Consider the following 18408-nt stretch of genomic DNA (forward strand, 5'->3'; position numbering starts at 1 on the left):
AAAATACTCGGAATACCGAAAAGTTCTCTGAGAGTACCCTTGTTTAATAGGGTCATATTGAGAGAACTACACTTTGAAAAAGAATCTATTCTTTATTCTATTGATTTTTATTTGCGGGCAATTGGCAATTGCTCACGAATTAATTTATGAATCAAAGAGTTCTGACAATCAACATGCGACAGCTGTTTATCACGATAAAGAAAGTGGTAAGATCGTTGTTCAAAAATTCGATTTCTCTAATTCATCAGTGAATGGAGAAAGTTTTAAATTCCCAGAGAGTGTAAACTCATTTGCAAGTGTATTCTATCCCCTTGAGCAATTAAGACCTAATATTAGACAAGAAATGGAAAGCATTGATCTCAATCAATCTAGTCCAGACATTCAAGTAGAGCTAGAGAAGATAACTGGGGCGAGTAGAGAAAATGCAAGAGAAGTGATGCTGGCCCTGAATCAAAAGATCTATAATCAAAGATCGAATGTCGTCTTAAGTACAGGTGAAGGTCTTAAGAAAAGTCTCGCAGTAGTCTCTAGTTCTAATGGTAGACTAACTTTGGCCAAGGGAAGAAACCGTAAAATGACTGTCCCTGAAAATATCTCTTTCCCAAGAGATATCGTGAATAGATTATCTTCTAGGAAGTCGAGAGATCTTGATATTAGTTCACCTGGAAAGCTCTCCAGAGTTCTATCCTCTTTTAATTCTCTTATGCGAGAGTATGAATTTGATAGAAGTGTAAGAGATGATCTTCTTGAGAGATTATCAGCTCATAAGAGAGTTCTAGATTCTAAAATAGCAAAGATGAGTCTTGTAAAATCTATCAATAAAGACGGTGAGAAGTATGATCTCTTTATGAATTTAGAAGATGGCTCTTTCTATCTTCGTCGAACAAAGGGTGATCGAATTGTTGAAGATGATTTCTATCCATTAAATGATGACAAAAACTTAGAAGACTTAAAATCAAAGTTAGAAAGATATGGTCTTTATAATAAGAATGAGTTCGATAATACTTTTAAAGATTTCTACGTACAAAGTTGTGAACAGCTAGAAGGGCTCTATGGAATCCTTCCAGAGTTAGATGAAAATATAAGTAGTATCATGAAGGTTACTGATAGATTGTGGGGAAGCTATCTTGAAAGTGCCGTCTCAAATAAGCCGATTGTCCTCGCCGATGGAAGTATGGTTCTTTCTATTTCCGCGCTGAATGAATCGCATAATGTGAAGGTAAACTATAATAGTGATGGAAGTATAAGTGATCTAAGTTTTGTTAATGAAGCTAAGGCTCAGAGAGGAAACCTAGAGATTGTAGAAGTTATAGAAAACGGAAAGAAGATTTTCAAAATTAAATTAAAGTCAGATGAAGGGGATATAGATCAATTTATATTTGATACTGAAACTGATAGCAGTGGAAAAAGTAAGCTCTCTGTTTATGTGAGAGGTGCTTCTACTGGTGATACTTTATATGATAAGAATGATTATCCTCTTGTGTTGAGTTCAAATAAGGTAATTTCTGTAGGAAATCGAGTACAACTTTCTAAGACACGTGTTAATCCATATCCTTCTAGTATATCTAAAGTAGATGGTGGTGGTGTTAAGTCATTTATCTTTAATAACTTCTTTAGCTTAGAGGATAAGAGAGAAAAATTAGCAGATGAAGTTAGGACTGCTGTTGGTTCACAGATTGATTCAATCAATAAAGATGGTAATGAATATCTAAATCCTAATGAGATAAATAGTATCGTGTTAGATATAGTTCGCGATGTTGAAAAAGATATTCCGGAGTTAGAAGCAGATATTTCTAGGTTAACAGCTAAGACCTATGAACATGCCTATAAGAATTTTGTAAATAATATTGTTCCAAAGATGATTAAGGATTTAGTACCTGGAGAGAGTGATGAGTTCTATTCAGAGATTGCTCAATCTTCTATGGTTGATTTTCATAAATGCTTAGAAGCCGCATCTAGCAGGTCTAATGAAAAAGCTGCTGAAGCATGTATGAATGCCTATATGAAAGAGGCTCCTGTGAAGATAGGAGAGTCTATCTTAATAGATCAAATCAAAAGTAATAATCAAAGTGTTATTTTAGATACGGTTGTAAGTGAATACAATAAATGTATAAAAGAAAATTATGACAACACTTTAGATATGGGTTCTATTAAAGGCTGTATTTATAAGGCGATTTTTACATCGGTGGATAAGGATATTGAAAAGGTTGTTTCTTTCTCACTCAGTGAAATGGAGAGAGACTATAAGAATCAAGGCAAAGATATTACACTTAGAGTAGATTCATCAACTCTTGCCAAGGCGAAAGAAAATCTTAGAAAGTGTTATCAAGATAGTGACTTTATTAGTCCACGTTTCTTCAATGATAATTATAATCAACAGAAATTAAATACTCTTGAAGTAGATGAATTTAAAAATTCTCTATTTAAATGTACCTCAAGAATTGAACAAGTCGTTGGGCGTGAAGTTTCGGGAATTGTTCTCGATAATGAACTCTCTTCAATGGGAATTGAAGGGACTGAAAGAGAGAGTATTAAAGAGAGAACGATTTCAAATGGATACGATAATTGTATTTCCATACAAAGTGCACAGGCCAACCTTAGGGAAGAACGTGGAGAGTTCTATAAAGTTGAGGCAGCAAAATGTACACAGTTAGTTACTCTCACTGCTACTAATGAAGTAATAACAAAGACATTAAAAGAAAAGCTAGGAACTGAGTTATGGGATGATCTGGCAACGAGAGATCAAGCTCCACATTTAAAGTGTTTTGAAGATCTAAAGTCGAAGGCCAGGGACCAACTTATCGAAAGTAATGACTCTATTGATTTTGAGACATCTTCAGCAGATTGCTTAAAAGAGAGTGTCATTTGGGCGTCTTTCTATTTAGGTAAGACAGAGCTAGCTAAAATATTTGAAAGTGATCCCCTCTATAGAAAAGTACAATTGAATGAAGAGAGGAAGAGTTATTATGCATCTTTGATTCAATCTTGTTTTAAGGAAAAACTTAAGGAGTACTCAGAGATTAATAAGATTTCATCTTCTTTAGATAAGATCCAAGATCAGTGTAGTGTTGAGTTGATAATGAGTGAGAGTGCAAAAGATGATATTCTCTCTCCAATCGTTACGGGAATGCTCGAAGATAGTGGAGTTGACGCTAAAATTATCGCTGATACTAAAGATACAATTGTTAGTAAAATGAGCGCTAATGTTGCCAATGCCCTGAAAGGGAAGAGCTTATCTTTAGAAGAAGTGATAACTGAGTTTAAGAAAATTCAAGGTGAAGCAACTTATCTTGTTGCTGATAGAACTGTTGATCAATATGTAAGAGATATGATCGATCCTGAGCGAGCTGATGCCGTTTCTGCGTCTCTACGAGAAAAAGTCTTTAATGGAGAATATGACTTTAGAAGTAAAATACTTTCAGCAAATGGAAGTGATGAATTAAATAGAACTGTCGATGAGATGACTGAAATCGTTGCAATTAACTTAACCGAAGAGGCATCTCGCTCAGAGGGAATGAAGCTCTTAGAGAAGGGAATTCTTAAAAATGAAAACGATGTAGAAAAACTAGCGCGCGGTGGTCGTAGTTCTATGGAGCAGTGTCTGAGAGAGAGACCTGCTAATGCAGTACTTAAAGAATATTTAGATAGCTGTGTATTAAAAGTAAAAACGGAAGTAACGTACGATGTTTTTGATGATCAGCTTAAGTCTATCCTCTTTGAAGGTGATTTTGCTGGCTCATTTAGCGCCAGTGAAAAGCAAGAGCTATATAGTAAGTTCATCAATGAGGACTTAAAGTCAGATATATCTAAGGCCTATGCTGACGATGGGCTAAATGAATTTCAAAATAAATTCACACTAAGAGCGACTTCAGCTATTGGTGAAAGAGTTATTAAAAAGTCTGTTCTAGATATCTATATGGGGAAATTAACTCCCAATGATGCCAATTATCAAGCAACACTCTCACAAGGAGAAGTTGTTGCTAGCGTGGCCAATACTGAACTTCAAAATTGTCTTTCAAGTCAAGATGGCAAAGAAATTATAGATACTGATAGCTGCATTGATAGGGCAAGACTTAAAGCAACAGAGTTAGTTTTTAAAGATAAGATAACACCATTTGTTTCACTACTGAGTAGTAACAAGAATGTTCAAAATCAATTTGTAGACTCTCAGATATCTACATTTAAAAAATGTACGCAAGATTCCAAGTCTGCAGCTAAAGAATATACTGATGCTGTTAATAGCTGCTTATTAGAAAGTATTTTCAATATGGTCCAGGATCTTGTCGTGGATGCTAGTAAATCTACGGATTTCTTAGCAGACCTCTCTGAAAGAGACTTAGGGGCCCTAAAGGGTTGTATTGAAGATAGCAAGAGAGAGTTGGTAAAGTCTAATCGGGACTTCCAAGGAAAAGAAGCTCTTAGAAGTGAGCTTTATTCCAAAATTGAGAAAGGTGAAGAGTTCTGGCTACACTACTTTAATGAGTCTCCAAGTGAGGACTCTCAAAAGAAAGTTGATTGGGCGATTGCTCTAGTTCAAGAGTGCGGTATTAGTTCAGCTGTTCCAAGCGTACTTCGAAGCTTAAGAATGTCTTCTCGAATTAAAGAGAATTTAGATATGAATCGCTCGCAAGAGCTCTATACTATCAATGCAATTTCTTCCCTAGAAAATTTTGCAAAAGAGAGCTTTGAAGATGGTAATTGGCTAACTTTAGAAAGCGTCGAAGAAAGCGGTGAAGGTCGTGGTGAAGATAGCTCAAGTGGAGAATTAGAGCTAAAGACGATTGACGAATATATGCGCGAGTATATGCCAATGGTTGGCGAGTACTTAAAGAAATTGCATGACTATGACTCTGCTGGATCTAAGGAACTGCTAGATAAGTTCTTACAAGAAGTTAGATCTGAGATAAAAAATAAGAAGAAACTTTCTTTGGAAGATTTGAAAGCTCTACTCATGAAGTCTGATCTCATGGATTTAATTATTGAATCTGAAGTCGCTAATTTTGTTATGAAAGAAGCGAGAGCTCCTCTTGCAGAACAAGGTGTAGGTGAGCAAACAATACTTCAACTTGGATCAAAGGAAGTTATAGGTAAGCTCTTTGATTCGACAAGAGGAAGGAAAATCATTTCGCAGATTAAGTCTGATTTTATTTCTCCTATGTTACAAGGTGAAGGTGGAAAGGAAATTCCTGAGAGCATTGTCACTGATGTCAAAAAGCTTCTCGTGAGTGATACTAAGAATGGTGGGTTTGTAGAAACATTGGCCGGGGCCATTGTACAAAATAAACTAGAAGAGAAGAGGCCTAAGAATTTCGCCACTTCTGGTATTGCATCTGTCCTAGGTTACGACTCCGCAGATTTTAAGTGGAGTAATCTAAGATCGCGAAGGGCCTCTGGAGTTAGCGATTCAGAGCAACCTGTTCAACAGGCAATGGAATACTTTGGAGATCAAATTTTACTACCGATGTTAATGAAGGAAGATCTAGGCTCTAGAGTTGAAAAAGGAATCTTTAGCAATACTAAGATTGATATAATGCAAGAGAGACAAGATAAATTCTCTGAAATGGTTGAAGAGATAATGGATTTGTAAAGGCCCTCAAATGATGGGCCTTTCGTTACATTCTCTCCGGAGCTTCAATACCGAGAAGAGATAGACCTTGCTTCATAACAAGACTTACTGACTTAGAAAGCTTAAGTCTTGCGTTCTTAAGAGTCTCAGTTTCTGCCTTCGCAATAGGGCACTCAGCATAGAACGTATTATAGAGCTTACCTAATTCGAAGAGGTATGAGCATAGTGCCGTGGCAGAGTTCTTCTCATGGCACTGAATAACAATATCATTAAAAGCTGAAATCTTAATCAGAAGTGCTAGCTCACTATCTTTTTCTAATTTTGAGAAATCTGCTTCTAGGTCACTAGAGTATCCAAGCTTCGTACAAAGTGAGTTTATTCGGGCATAGACGTATTGAAGATAAGGTCCAGTTTCACCATCTAGCTTTAACCATTCCTTCATATCAAAAACAATTTTTCTATTATTATCAAAACGAGTCATTCCGTAATTGATCGCCCCTCTGGCTATGATAGAAGATGTTTTTGCAATTTCTTCTTTATCCCATTCATCTTGATACTTACTCAAGTATTCATTGGCGATATGAGATTCCATTTGGTTAATTAAATCTTTTAGAGGGACAATATTACCCTTACGAGAACTCATGGCCCCATCTGGTAATTCAACAAAGTTGTACTGTAGGTGATGGCAATTCTTTGCTTGTTCAAAACCTATATGTTCGAGGACTTTAAAAACTTGTTTAAAGTGAAAGGCCTGACGAGTGTCTACAATGTAAATATTATTTTCAACACCAAATTCTTCAAACTTCTTAACTGCAAGAGCAACGTCTTTAGTAGCATAGAGGCCAGTCCCATCAGACTTAATAAGAATACAAAAACCTAATTTGTCTTCTTCTAAATTCATACCAATGGCGCCGTCATCTTTGACTAATTTTCCTTCTTCATAAAGCTTTTTCGCTAACTCTAGAGATGGGCTATCTACTTCTGACTCAAAGAACCAGCGATCGAATTCAACGTCGGCCCACTTATAAGCCTCTTTCATCATCTCAAGTGACCAACCACGTGTCTCCTTCCAAAGATCGAAGTATTCTCCACTTTCATTTTCAAGCTCTTTTAAAATGGCCGTCAATTGCTCACGGTTCTTGGCCTCTTTCTCTGTACCCAGCTCATCTTCAAGAAGAAGATTTGCCTTAGTATAAATACTTCCTAGCCAAGGACCTTTATCTGTTTCAGGGATAGATTCTTTATTGTGATACTTTAGATACCAAAGGCATTTGGCAACATGTGTCCCACTATCTCCCGGATAAGTTACTGCTACAACTTCTTGATCTGCATACTTCTTAATTCTCACGAGAGCATTACCGAGACACAAGTTTCTCATATGCCCGACGTGTAATTCTTTGTGGGTATTTGGCTGTGAGTATTCAATCATTGTCTTTGGGCGTTCACTGACTAATTCCTTAGTAAAGAATTCCCCAGATAGAACTTCGTTAGTCAACTCACTACCTGTCTGAGCAGGGTTAATGAAGAAGTTTAGGTAAGGTCCAACATTCTTGGCCTCTTGGATAATACCTTGTGATTGAATAGATTTTGCTAATGTTTCAGCTATGAGATTAGGAGCCGATTTGGTTGCCTTTGCCAGTGGAAAACATGGAAAAGCAAAGTGACCCATTTTCATATTAGGTGCTATTGAGATCAGTGAGTTTATTTGCTCACTTGAGATTTCGGCACCTTGATAATTGGCACCAATAGATTGTTCAATAGCTTCAGTTAATTGTTTTAGGATCTTATTGTGTAAAATGGTCATAATCGGCTCTAGTCTTTTATTTAATTACTTATGTTATACTTAATGAAATTCTTTAAAAATGCAAAGGTTATAATGAAGAATATCGTAGGCTTTTTACTCATATTTTTAATTTCATTTAGCTCTCATTCTCAGACGGCACAAAAGGCTCAGGAGATGCTAAATAAAGAGGAGAGAGATGCGACTTTAAGAAGGAGATTAGAGCCAAGAATAAGTGATAAGTACTATCTTGGACGTTTTCTCATTTACGACTGTGAAGGTCGACACTTTGCCTGTGTGAATTATCCAAGTTTCTTTAACTGCCAAGAGAGAAGAGAAAACGATAAGGAAAATAAGGAAGTTTACTTCTCATGCGCACCTTTAAAGCAATATGAGACGCTGAAAGATTGTACGCAAGCCTACTTGAACTACATCTACCGCAGAACCAATAAATCCTTTTGTATTAATAAAATCTTTTAAGAAATTGTCTTAAACATGAGAAAGTGAGGTCCAATAGATGGAACGTCAAACTCTTCTCCCACTTTCTCAAAGCCGACTTTCTGATAGAAGCCTTGTGCACTTGAGCGAGCGTTACACCAGAGCAATTGGCAGAAGTTTTGTTTAATAATTGGAAATGCTGTTTTTAAGAGGGAAGAACTCAGGCCTTGTCCTCTATGGTCTGGAAGTGTGGCCATTCCTCTAAGTCTATACTGATATTCTTCTTCAAGTTTTGGATTTTTTTCAAAGTAAAATGATGCAACACTGACAAGTTGAGAGTCAATAAAGGCTCCCAAGTGGAATGTTTGCTCATCTTCGTCATGCTCAAAGTAGCAATCTTCGATTGGTCTACCAGGTCTTAGAACCAAGTTTCTAATGTGGTATGTATCGGCTGCATTTATTCTTAGTACTTTCATATATTGTGTGTGTTGTGGGTAAGTGTGTTTATGTGTGTGGTCTTTATAGGTAGATTAGCCCCCATTGTCACGTAAATAATAGGTTTCACTTAGTAAGTACTTGAAATTCTAAAAAGGTTCTCCATAGCAAGCTGTGAAAGTGCCTTGGAGAAGAAGGAAAATAGGGTATTTGGTATACCAGTGTGGTTGCCTTGCCAATGGGCGGTTGTGTAGAAGAGGCATCTCTTCTTGTAATCAACGGCAGTGATTTTACCTTTTAAATTGATGAGAAAGCCCTTATCAAAAATAAAATCATAGCTTCCCGCTTTCTTTATTCGAGGAATTTTAAAATCTAGAATCATATTAAAGGGCATGAGCGCTGAGGAGAGTTTAAAGTGAACTCTCTCATTTTCTTCGTTGTAAGAACTAGATTTAATATAGCCTATATGGTCTTTGTATGACTCATAGTGTGAGAGTTTTTTTAGTGCAAAGCGACAGCTTTTCTTATGAAGTCCTGCAATATAGAAGTCGAGAATTTGTTTTTTTTGACCCTTGTCTCCACTGCTTCTGACTTCGGACTTTGTGTGAATCTCACCAGATAATATTTTTTTCCAGACTGATTCACCAACCGATTTTTCGATAGTTAAACTATCAATGACGCTTGCTGACGGGGGGATTGACTTGGCGTGGGTCACTGAAATAAGGGCTAATATAGTGAAAATATATTGTTTTATGTAACGCATTGTACCTTTTCTTGAATAATATGGCCTATTACTCTCAATATTATATCAAAATAAAAAAACCTAAATAATAGGGAAAATGACGCATGAGTAAGAGCATTGAAGCTGTAAAAAGAAAGGGTAAGGCCAAGGAAGCGACGATCGAAAGCAAGGATCAGAGATGGCACTGTCGAAATAGAATTACCTTAGTTTTTGGTTCAAATGATGTAGAAGAGCTAGAAACTTACACATATGAAGATGGAAAGTTGAACTTTAAAACGGTGGACTTCCATCAGGCCAAAAGTAAGGCCATAGAAGAGATTCTCGATAATTGTATTGATGAATATTACCGTGGTCACGTTACAGAGATTCACTGCGAACTCTCTGAGGACGGAAAGAGCGTAATGGTTGAGGATAATGGTATTGGTTTTCCAATAGAGAAAGTTCCTCAAGTTTATAGTGAATTTAGAACAGGTTCTAAATTTAAAGACGAGGAAACGGACGAAAAAGGTTTCCTCCACAGAACTCTTGGACAAAACGGTCTTGGTGCTGCGGCCACATGTCTTACTAGTGATGAGTTTAAAGTAAGAGTAAGGCACTATAACTCTAAAAAAGAACAAACTTATACATTTATTGATGGGGCCCTTAAGGTTAAGAAGACGAAACCAAAGCCATTTAAAGGTCACTCTGGGGTAAGAGTTGAACTTAAGCTGTCTAAAGAAGTTTATAAGAACGATGTTGTTGATGAAGAGTTACTTAGAAAGAGAATTATTGACCTCGCCTATAATAATCCAGGCCTGACATTCTATTTTAATAAGGAAAAGTATCACTATAAGAAAGGGCTATTAGAGCTTGCACAAAGAGTTGATCCCGATACTGCACAGGAGTTTGGTGCATCCGCATATATTTATGAAGCGAAGAATACCAAAGGGAAAAAAGTAAAAGGGAAGATTGATCTCTCTGTTGCTTTAAATCTTTCAAAAAAGTCTGAAGAAAGAGAGAAGTTTATCTCATTTGTAAACTCTACTCCAACATTCGATGGTGGTTTTCACCACGATAGAGTGAGAAGACTTTTTGTGAATTCAATTAAAGACAAGCTCGCTAGAAATGCTAAGAAAGAAAAGTTAACACTTGTTGATAATGATATTCTTACTGGGATTACATTCACTATTGGTGTGACAATGCCAAACCCTAGATTTGAATCTCAGACTAAGAGAAAACTCGTTCGCGATACGCATCTTGAAAAAGGTATCGAAGAGTTGATGAATAAGAATATCGATAAATTTCTTAGAAAAAATAAAGAATACTTAGAAGTAGTGATGGAGAGAGCTAAGTCTAGAAATAGATTCCAAGAGCTCAAAGATGCTTCTAAGAAGGCGAGAAAGCAGAAGAAGCAAAGAGTTGAAAAACTCCTTGATGCCAACGAGAGAAAAAAGCGTGAGTTATGTACGCTATTTATCTGTGAGGGTGACTCGGCAATCGGTGGTCTGCGTTCAGCACGAGATAAGCTATATCAAGGCGGGATCGCTCTAAAAGGTAAGCCAATGAATGTGGCCCAAGCAGCGATTTCTGATATTCTAAATAATCAAGAATTCTCAGACATTATGGCCTCAATTGGTCTTATTATTGGAGTTGAGGCGGATGTTTCAAAACTTCGTTATTCAAAAGTAGTTTTCCTAGCGGACTCGGATGTTGACGGTGGTCACATCAATACTTTACTCACAAATTTCTTCTACCAATTTTGGCCAGAGCTCTTTGATCAGGAAGCAATCTGTATCGCTAAGGCACCACTATTTGAGGTGATCACTGACAAAGGGACTAAGTATATTGAAACTCCTGATGAGCTAGAAACATTTAGAGAGACTACAAAGCTTAAGATAAAAGAGATTCAACGAAATAAAGGGCTAGGGGAAATGTCTCCAGAAGCTTGGAAGCATGTACTTTCTAGAGAGTCATTTACTATTATCTCTGCTTCAGATGTGAGTAGAGCAAAGGAAATGCTAAATGTTTGCTTTGGTAAAGATACGTCTCTTAGAAAAGAGTTATTAATGGATGAGGACTCATCGTCTTCGACAAGTGTATCTGTTTCAAGCACAACAACATCTTCGGCGAAAAAGAAGGCGAGTAAGGCCCCAGCTAAGAAGGCCAAGGCCGCGACTAAGAAGAAAGCCAAAGTGACTAAGAAGAAGGCCACTACGACTGGTAAAAAGAAAGCAAAAAAGAAAACAACAACTTCTTCTAAAAAGAAGAAATAAGGAATTTTTAAAACATGGAAGAAACATATCTACATTCAATGGAGAGTATTCCCCTAGAGGATATCGTTAGAGAGGAGTATAGGACATATCAGATTTATACTCTGATGGATCGTGCAATCCCATATCTAAAGGATGGACTTAAGCCAGGGCAAAGAAGAATTCTCTTCACTCTGTGGAAGAATCAATCTAAGGGACTTATGAAAGTCTCTTCTGCAACTGGATTAGTGTTAACTCTTCACCCACATGGTCCGGCTTCTGTAGAGTCTGCAATTGTTAATATGGCCCAGGACTATACTTTCTCAAATAACTATCCGCTAATTGATAAGAAGGGATACTTTGGTGAAAGGATGGAAACATCTCCTGCCGCTTCTAGGTATATCGAATGTAAGTTAGGGAAAATCTCTCAAATTCTACTCTTCGATGATATGGACCAAGTTGAAATGGTGCCTAACTACGATGAAAAAGTTATGGAGCCAGTAAATCTCTTACCTAAGTTACCACTGATGCTCTTAAATGGAGCAGAAGGTATTGGGACAGGTTTCTCATCTGTTATTCCAAGTTTTAGTCATAAGGAAGTGATTAACTCTATGATTAGTTTCCTAGAGTCTGGGAAGGCCAAGAAGTTAAAACCGTTTAGTAATGGCTTTAATCTTCCAATTGAAAGAGATCAGCGTGGGCGCTTAATCTTCAATATGGGCTTTGAAGAAGTTGATGGGAAAATTTATATCAATGAATTGCCTCGTGGCTATGATGCTCAAAAAATCTATAAGTATCTAACTAAGTATATTGAAGCAGACTTTATTAAAGACTTTGTTGATTCAACTGTTGATAATGATGTTCGCATTGAATTAATTTTCAAAAGAGGTGCTGAAAAGTCCTTGGAAGAAGTCGAAAAGGAAATGGGAACTGCATCGACACAAGTACCAAACTATACTTTAATCTCTGAGCGCGGTGTTCGAATTTTTGATAAGCCTGAAGAGATTATTGAAATTTTCTCTGGTCAGCGATTAGCTGTTGTTAAGAGAAGATATGAACTACGTTGTCAGGGACTTAAAGATAAGATTCAGCAAAATAATGAAATTATAAAGTTCATTAAAAAGAAAGAATACGAAGTCGCAACTAAGTCTAAGAATAGAAAGTCATTCGTAGAATATCTAACTAAGAAGAAGTTTGTTTATAGTGACTACCTCGCAGATATGCCTATTTATAGGATGACAAAAGAGGAAGTGGCCAAGCGTGCTTTAATGGTTAAGGATGATACTAAACTCTTGGCCGAGTATACTAAAATTGCTAAATCAGATAAGCTCATTAAAAAGAAATTAATTGAAGAGCTCAAAGATGTTGGTGATCAATTGACTGCTTGGCTTAAGGGAAAAGATAAAGAAAGAGCAGAGTTAAGAAAGAAAATTGAAAAGAAAACTGCTAAGAAAAAAGCTGTAAAAAAGAAGAAGAAATAAAAAAAGGAGCTCTAGGGCTCCTTTTTTATTTTTGTTTACTCACGAACTCTTGGAATACTTTCTCAGCTTCCTCATCGCTCATATTAGTTGCAATGGCACCGAGCTCTAGTAAGTAGAGTTTTCGAACTTCATCTTTACTGAGTTCTGGAAAATCTCTATCCAGAATAAATAATAAGTGGTCTTCGGCTTTTTGAATAATGTCTGAGAGTTCTCCGCCATCTCTTTTTCTTAGAAAGAAGAGAACGAAAATATAGGGCATTTCTCTAACTCTCTCTAACACAAATTTCATTCTATTGACGATACCAAGTCTTTGGCTTTGATCAGTATTGAACATTACTTCGGAAACATATTTAAAAGCTTCCTCTAGAATTGTTTCTTTCTCTTTACCAAAGTAATAGTAGATTAGGGATCTCGTCACATCAGCTTCTCTTGAAATATCAGAGAGAGACCATTTGAGATTTCCTTTGGCAACCTCTAGATGGAGAACGGCATGGCAGATTTTGTGATACACTTCTTCTTTTGAACTCGTCATGAGAGAAATTCTAGCACGGCCAAATAGGGGAAATGGCAAAAAATTCCCCATCTATTTTGTCGAGAATAGCTCTATCACTAAATAAAATAAAAAATGCGTATCTAGTTAATATTTTTATAGTAATCATTTCAGTTCTTTGTTAACCTATTAATATATATGGATTTTGAGTATTAGACTTTAATTCACGGAGGAAGTATGAGTCTTACTAAAGCCGACATTGTTGAGCGTGTTTACAAAGAAGCCGGATTTTCCAAGAAGGAAGCTGCCGATTTAGTTGATCTTGTTTTTAAGGTCATTAAAGATACGTTAGCGAGAGGCGAAAAAGTTAAGATTTCTGGATTCGGAAATTTTTCAATTAGAGACAAGGCGACGAGAGTAGGTCGTAACCCTCAGACGGGAAGTGCCATGGAGATCTCTGCAAGACGTGTTCTAACTTTTAAGCCTTCACAGGTATTAAAAGAAGACGTTACTGCTAGATTCGCGCACAGACTTGATGATAAAGGTAACGAGGATACATCTCTTCCTGCAAAGGAAGGTTCATCAAGAGCTCTCAGTTCGTTCATGAATAATACTGAGGAAGTCGGTGCTGACGACCTCGATTTTGATTAGACTCTAGCTCGTAACGGAGCTTGAGTCCCTTTAAGGGGAGACTATGAGCAACCAGATCGAAATACCAAATAAATCACACTTTAAATTAAATGAAGTGTGTTCTTTAACAGGTGTTAAGCCTTACGTTTTAAGATTTTGGGAAAGCGAATTTGACCATATCTCTCCAATTCTATCTTCTTCTGGTCAGAAGTTATTTGAACACAAAGATATTGAGGCAATTGCCCTTATTAAGAAATTACTCTTTGAAGATAAAATGAATATTGAGCAGGCAAGGGCCGAGCTTGATCTTAGATTATTATCTTCTGATAGTGAGATTATTGTAGCGGATGAGACTGAAGAGACTTCTAAAGTAATGGAGAAGTTTACAAGAAGTCTTTCTGATTCAGATATTCAGAAATTAGTAATGGCGAAGGCAAAACTAAACTCTTTGATTTCATCTGTTGATTCTATTAAGCAGAGAAATAACTGGCACTAGATCTATCTCTGAGTGTTTAGTAATATTTGTCTTACCTTCAACTAGTAGACCTTCAATCTTTTTAAAATAGTTAGCGAGAACTTTCTTAGTTGAAGCTAATTCTTCACTCGTGATTATATTTTCTATTTTCTCTAGATCAGAAATGATTTCTTTGAAACATAGATCTTTATTTGCAGTAAGCCATGGGTTAACAGCAAGCTCATGCTGACTCAATTGTTCATCTACTAGTTCTGTTAAGTCATCAAGTAATTGAAAGACAACACCTACTGAGTGGCCTAGTCTAAATAATTGTTTAGAAGTTCTATAGTCTGTTGTTGCGCTACTTGACCAGTATCCCAGTAGGATTGAAGTTTGAATAAGCCTTGCTGTTTTATATTGATGAGTGAGAATCAACTCGTCAATTCCCTTAGTCATCTCTTCACTTAAGTCTAAGTATTGTCCTTGAATAAGTCCTTTAGGTCCTAGCGCCCATGAGAAGAATTTTAATATTAGCCCTAGGTTCTTATGCCCATACTTAGCGAGAAGGGCAAAGGAAGCCGTCTGAAGACCATCTCCAGCAAGTAGCGCCTTCCATTCGTTAAACTTAATATGTGTTGCAGGTTTTCCTCTTCTAGTATCGTCATCATCCATAGAAGGAAGATCATCGTGAAGTAATGTGTATGCGTGGTGAACTTCTACGGCAGAGGCCAAGTAGTTCACTGGCGTTTTAGGATCTTCTAGAAATTTATGATCACTTTCATTGCAATAGTCTGCGTAGATAGCACTCACAAGCTGTGGCCTAAAGGCCTTACCTGGAGGAAGTACGCCGTAGCGATAGACTTCACTAAAGTTATGTTTTGGAATAACTAATTCTAGGTGAGTCTCAATATTTCTTATGATTTGCGCTACGTTCATGGCCCTTCCTTTGAAGGGCTAAATTATCAGAAAGAGAGGTTTTTGAAAAGTTTCTTAATTGAATGAAGGCATTGGTGCTGCGAACTTTCCACCAACTTTAAATTTATAGAAGCCTTTATTAGTAGACTCTTTGCCACTTAGCATCATGTTAATAATGGCAAAGTTCTCAAGAAAACTTGGTGAGAATTTAACTTCTCCGGCGATATCTAATGAGGAATTAGACATATTGTGTGTATTTAACTTAATCACACCATTGGCCTCTGCCATGACAGGTGAGGTTGGGCTACCTAATTGAAAGTCTTGTATTTCAAGTAGGTCTTTGGAGTTTAAGCTTCCTTTGAGTTGTAGGGCCCCTATTGGAAGGTTTGGAAGATCGAATCCTCCAATATTTTGTCCTGGTATTGATAGATTTGATGAAGTGATTAAAAAGTCTGACTGACTTAATTTACTTCCATCAATTTTGACGAGAGATTCTATTTCAATATCCCCAGTGAAATTTAAAGACTTTGTCCCTAGAAATTCTTTCAATGTCTTATGAGAAAGAGAGGATTTCTCAACCTTTATGACTGTGCCACCAATACCAACTGTTGGATAAATATTTATTACAGATAATTTATGCTTAACTTTAGAGTGTAGCTTTATACCAAGAGGCCAAAAGCTAGGAGATTGAAAACTAATAACGAGGTCTGATAATTTTAAAGATGAAGACGGATTGCTATAACATCTTCCACTAACGACTGGTTTGGTAAGAACGACTTTTGGAAGAAACCATTCAAATCTCATCTCGTCGTATGTAATAGGGCATGTTGGATTGGATCTAATTGCATTCTCTATTTGAGACTTAAGAATAGTTCCTATAGGAAAATTCATAAGAAAGGCCAAGAATATAAGCATACCGGAGGCCATAGCAACTTTTGCAAAATAAGTTTTCTTTTGAATGTAGATTTCATCAGGTAACTCATTTGGATGAGTTTTTAGCTTAACCATTACTTCGATACCTTAGCGTAGTGAGTGAATTTAATATTTCCCTCGATTAAACTTAGTTTATTATCTCTTTTAAGACTCATTTCAAAAATTTTAAATTTCTCTGAGTCCAACATTCTTTGCAAGAGATTGGAAAGATTTTTCGAAGTGAGTTTTGATACATTTATAGAGGCTTCTGACTTTTCAATAGCACCAGATTTTTCAAGACTCTCAAAGCTGATAACTTTAATTGAGTCAGATGAGATTCCTCGCTGTGAAGCAATTCGTTGGAGTCTCTTATCTAGATCCGCGGTATTCTTTATCGTATGAGGAGAGATGATTTGTCTTCCGACGCTCTCAACTTCAGATTTCTTTGAGTTGAAGTATTCAATTTCAGTTAATATTTCTTTTTTCATTTCAATATTAGACTTTAAGAATGAATTGGAAATAAAGATAGAGACCAAGACAATAAATGGAATAAAGATAAGTGCAAATGACCCTGCTTGGCTGAAGATTTTATGCTGCTGCTCTGTTAAAGAGTTTAGAGTGTCATTTATTTTAGTCTTCGCCTCACTCTCTTTAAAGAGGTCGATTTGCTTGAAGATAAAATCATCTATATGTTTCGATATAATTTTCTTCATCTAGTTATCCAGAAAGTTAATAGTTAAGCTATTCTCATTTTTATCGTCACCGAACTCAAGCTTTTCAAATGGACCAAGTTTCAAATGAGATTTTAATACTTCAAGTTCTTTTGGCTCTTTAGAGCTAAACTTAACTCTTACAGAACCATTTTTATTTTCATAGAAATCCATATTCACAAGTTCATTTCGAGAGATATACTCACTCAATTGAACTAGGGCATTAGTAGCATTAACCTCTGTCGCGGATTGAATTGTTTTCACTTCCTGCTTTACCATGGAGTTCTTTCTCTTCATTAATTTGAGGATACTCTCTGGGTCGCGTCGATACTTTCTTTGATCTCTTCTAGAAATTTCTAAATTATCAGCTTTGATAATCTTGGTAATTCTTCTGTCTAGTTCATCATTTTTAGAATTAAGAAAGAAAACTCTATCAATCATCATGAGGGCAGAGAGGACGACCATCAACATTAGAGCTCTCGATAAAATAAACGAGAGCGAGTGAAGAGAGATTGAGTCTGAGAATCCACTTGTGTACTTGCCAGTTAAGAAATTTGGCATAAGAGTAGATGAGCGCTGTGCTGCAGACATCATATAGGAGAGAAGAAATTGTGGTTTCTCCATCTCAGTTAATCCATCCATCTTAGGAGGATCAAATTTTTGAACTTTAATATTTAACTCTGAAGTGAGAAAGTTTTCTATATTATTTATATTCGAACTACCACCTGTAATATAAATATTATCAATAGGGTTTCCAAACTTTACCCTATAACCAAGCTCCCATCTTTTGAGATCGAGTACAAGAGGCATAATCGCTTGTTGCATTAATTTTGCGAACTCTCTTTGTTCTCCAGTAACATCATCAAGTTGATCTTCTGTTAGAAAGAAGCAGTTCTCATGCTTATAAATAATCGCTTCATCAATAGAAATTTGATAGGTCTGCGCTATGATTTCATCAAGTACTTTTCCACCTAAATTTGTAAGGTGGGAGGAGATGACTTCTCTATTGTGGATGAAGTAGGCCTTAGTTGTTTCATGTCCAATATCTACAACGCAGAATGAACCTGAATATGCCTTTTGGTCAATGAAGCTTTGAATGACTCCCATTTCTGTTGTTAGTATTGCTGGAAGAGTTCCACTAGACTCTAAGTAATTATAGTAATTATCAAAGTAGTCCAATTGAGCAATGCTAATTAATGCTGAGAAGTTCTCGCCATTTTTAATTAATGTAGAAGTAAAGTGAATATCTTTCAATGAATAGGGGATATCTTCCTCTAATTGAAAAGGAATCATTTGTTCCGCTTTCTTTCTACTATTCACTGGAAGCTCTAGGTATCTTGAACTCGTGAATTGTTCTTGAATTTGGTAAATGATTTTACCTTCGAATTGGCTTTGTTTTAGATAACTCTTAACGATTTCATTGTGAATTTCATTAGTGGTCGTCTCTGGAGCAAATTGAGAGCGAATCTTAGCGATAATAACTTCTCTATGGCCCAAATATTTGAGTTGTTTTCTTTCCAGTCGACATTCATAGAATTTAACTGAGTAACTACCTAAATCAATTGCAAGTATATTCATACGTATATATTACCAGAGTCATTATAAAAATGTTTCTAAAAATATTAGG

14 protein-coding genes are annotated in these 18408 nt (G+C 36.4%); 6 read left to right on the plus strand and 8 right to left on the minus strand.

The window, feature by feature from the left end; translation table 11 throughout:
• The first annotated feature begins 73 nt into the window (after window positions 1-73).
• Window positions 74-5587, plus strand: a complete 5514-nt coding sequence (locus BMS_RS05990; RefSeq protein WP_014243907.1) for a hypothetical protein — start codon at window positions 74-76, stop codon at window positions 5585-5587.
• A 25-nt stretch (window positions 5588-5612) separates the two neighbouring features.
• Here the strand turns inward: BMS_RS05990 and argS are convergent, their stop codons facing one another.
• The gene (gene argS / locus BMS_RS05995) at window positions 5613-7370 is read right to left on the minus strand and encodes an arginine--tRNA ligase (protein WP_014243908.1); all 1758 of its coding nucleotides are present in this window, start codon (window positions 7368-7370) and stop codon (window positions 5613-5615) included.
• Between the two features lie 42 nt (window positions 7371-7412).
• Here argS and BMS_RS06000 point away from each other — a divergent pair, with 42 nt between their 5' ends.
• Window positions 7413-7826: a hypothetical protein gene (locus BMS_RS06000; RefSeq protein WP_157868250.1), complete on the plus strand. Its 414-nt coding sequence runs from the start codon at window positions 7413-7415 to the stop codon at window positions 7824-7826.
• Here the strand turns inward: BMS_RS06000 and BMS_RS06005 are convergent.
• Both BMS_RS06005 and BMS_RS06010 read right to left on the minus strand, forming a co-directional pair.
• Window positions 7823-8260, minus strand: coding sequence for a GNAT family N-acetyltransferase (locus tag BMS_RS06005; RefSeq protein WP_014243910.1), 438 nt, complete (start codon window positions 8258-8260; stop codon window positions 7823-7825). The two genes, BMS_RS06000 and BMS_RS06005, sit on opposite strands and share 4 nt — an antisense overlap.
• 89 nt (window positions 8261-8349) lie before the next feature.
• The gene (locus tag BMS_RS06010; protein ID WP_014243911.1) at window positions 8350-8982 is read right to left on the minus strand and encodes a hypothetical protein; all 633 of its coding nucleotides are present in this window, start codon (window positions 8980-8982) and stop codon (window positions 8350-8352) included.
• An 83-nt stretch (window positions 8983-9065) separates the two neighbouring features.
• Between BMS_RS06010 and BMS_RS06015 the strand changes: the two genes are divergently transcribed.
• Window positions 9066-11213, plus strand: a complete 2148-nt coding sequence (locus BMS_RS06015) for a toprim domain-containing protein (RefSeq protein WP_014243912.1) — start codon at window positions 9066-9068, stop codon at window positions 11211-11213.
• A gap of 14 nt (window positions 11214-11227) precedes the next feature.
• Window positions 11228-12670 (plus strand): DNA gyrase subunit A, encoded by a 1443-nt coding sequence (locus tag BMS_RS16805; RefSeq protein WP_014243913.1) that lies wholly within the window; start codon window positions 11228-11230, stop codon window positions 12668-12670.
• 25 nt (window positions 12671-12695) lie between these two features.
• Here BMS_RS16805 and BMS_RS06025 read toward each other — a convergent pair whose 3' ends face one another.
• Window positions 12696-13202: a TetR/AcrR family transcriptional regulator gene (locus tag BMS_RS06025; RefSeq protein WP_014243914.1), complete on the minus strand. Its 507-nt coding sequence runs from the start codon at window positions 13200-13202 to the stop codon at window positions 12696-12698.
• A gap of 195 nt (window positions 13203-13397) precedes the next feature.
• On the opposite strand from BMS_RS06025, the gene BMS_RS17820 reads away from it, so the two are divergent.
• Both BMS_RS17820 and BMS_RS16810 read left to right on the plus strand, forming a co-directional pair.
• Window positions 13398-13811 (plus strand): integration host factor subunit alpha, encoded by a 414-nt coding sequence (locus BMS_RS17820; protein WP_014243915.1) that lies wholly within the window; start codon window positions 13398-13400, stop codon window positions 13809-13811.
• Window positions 13812-13854: 43 nt separating this feature from the next.
• Window positions 13855-14286, plus strand: coding sequence for a MerR family transcriptional regulator (locus tag BMS_RS16810; RefSeq protein WP_014243916.1), 432 nt, complete (start codon window positions 13855-13857; stop codon window positions 14284-14286).
• On the opposite strand, the gene BMS_RS06040 is transcribed toward BMS_RS16810, so the two are convergent.
• From BMS_RS06040 to pilM, 4 genes are read right to left on the minus strand one after another with little or no spacing between them, the layout of a single operon-like run.
• A complete protein-coding gene (locus tag BMS_RS06040; RefSeq protein WP_014243917.1) occupies window positions 14245-15180 on the minus strand; it encodes a polyprenyl synthetase family protein in 936 nt (311 codons plus the stop codon). The two genes, BMS_RS16810 and BMS_RS06040, sit on opposite strands and share 42 nt — an antisense overlap.
• Window positions 15181-15234: 54 nt before the next feature.
• The gene (gene gspN / locus BMS_RS06045; protein WP_014243918.1) at window positions 15235-16167 is read right to left on the minus strand and encodes a type II secretion system protein GspN; all 933 of its coding nucleotides are present in this window, start codon (window positions 16165-16167) and stop codon (window positions 15235-15237) included.
• A complete protein-coding gene (locus BMS_RS06050) occupies window positions 16167-16784 on the minus strand; it encodes a hypothetical protein (RefSeq protein ID WP_014243919.1) in 618 nt (205 codons plus the stop codon). Before BMS_RS06050 ends, gspN begins: the two co-directional genes overlap by 1 nt.
• Window positions 16785-18359: a pilus assembly protein PilM gene (pilM, locus tag BMS_RS06055; RefSeq protein WP_014243920.1), complete on the minus strand. Its 1575-nt coding sequence runs from the start codon at window positions 18357-18359 to the stop codon at window positions 16785-16787.
• Between the last annotated feature and the right edge of the window lie 49 nt (window positions 18360-18408).

Origin of the sequence: Halobacteriovorax marinus SJ (assembly GCF_000210915.2) — a bacterium.
GTDB lineage: Bacteria > Bdellovibrionota > Bacteriovoracia > Bacteriovoracales > Bacteriovoracaceae > Halobacteriovorax > Halobacteriovorax marinus.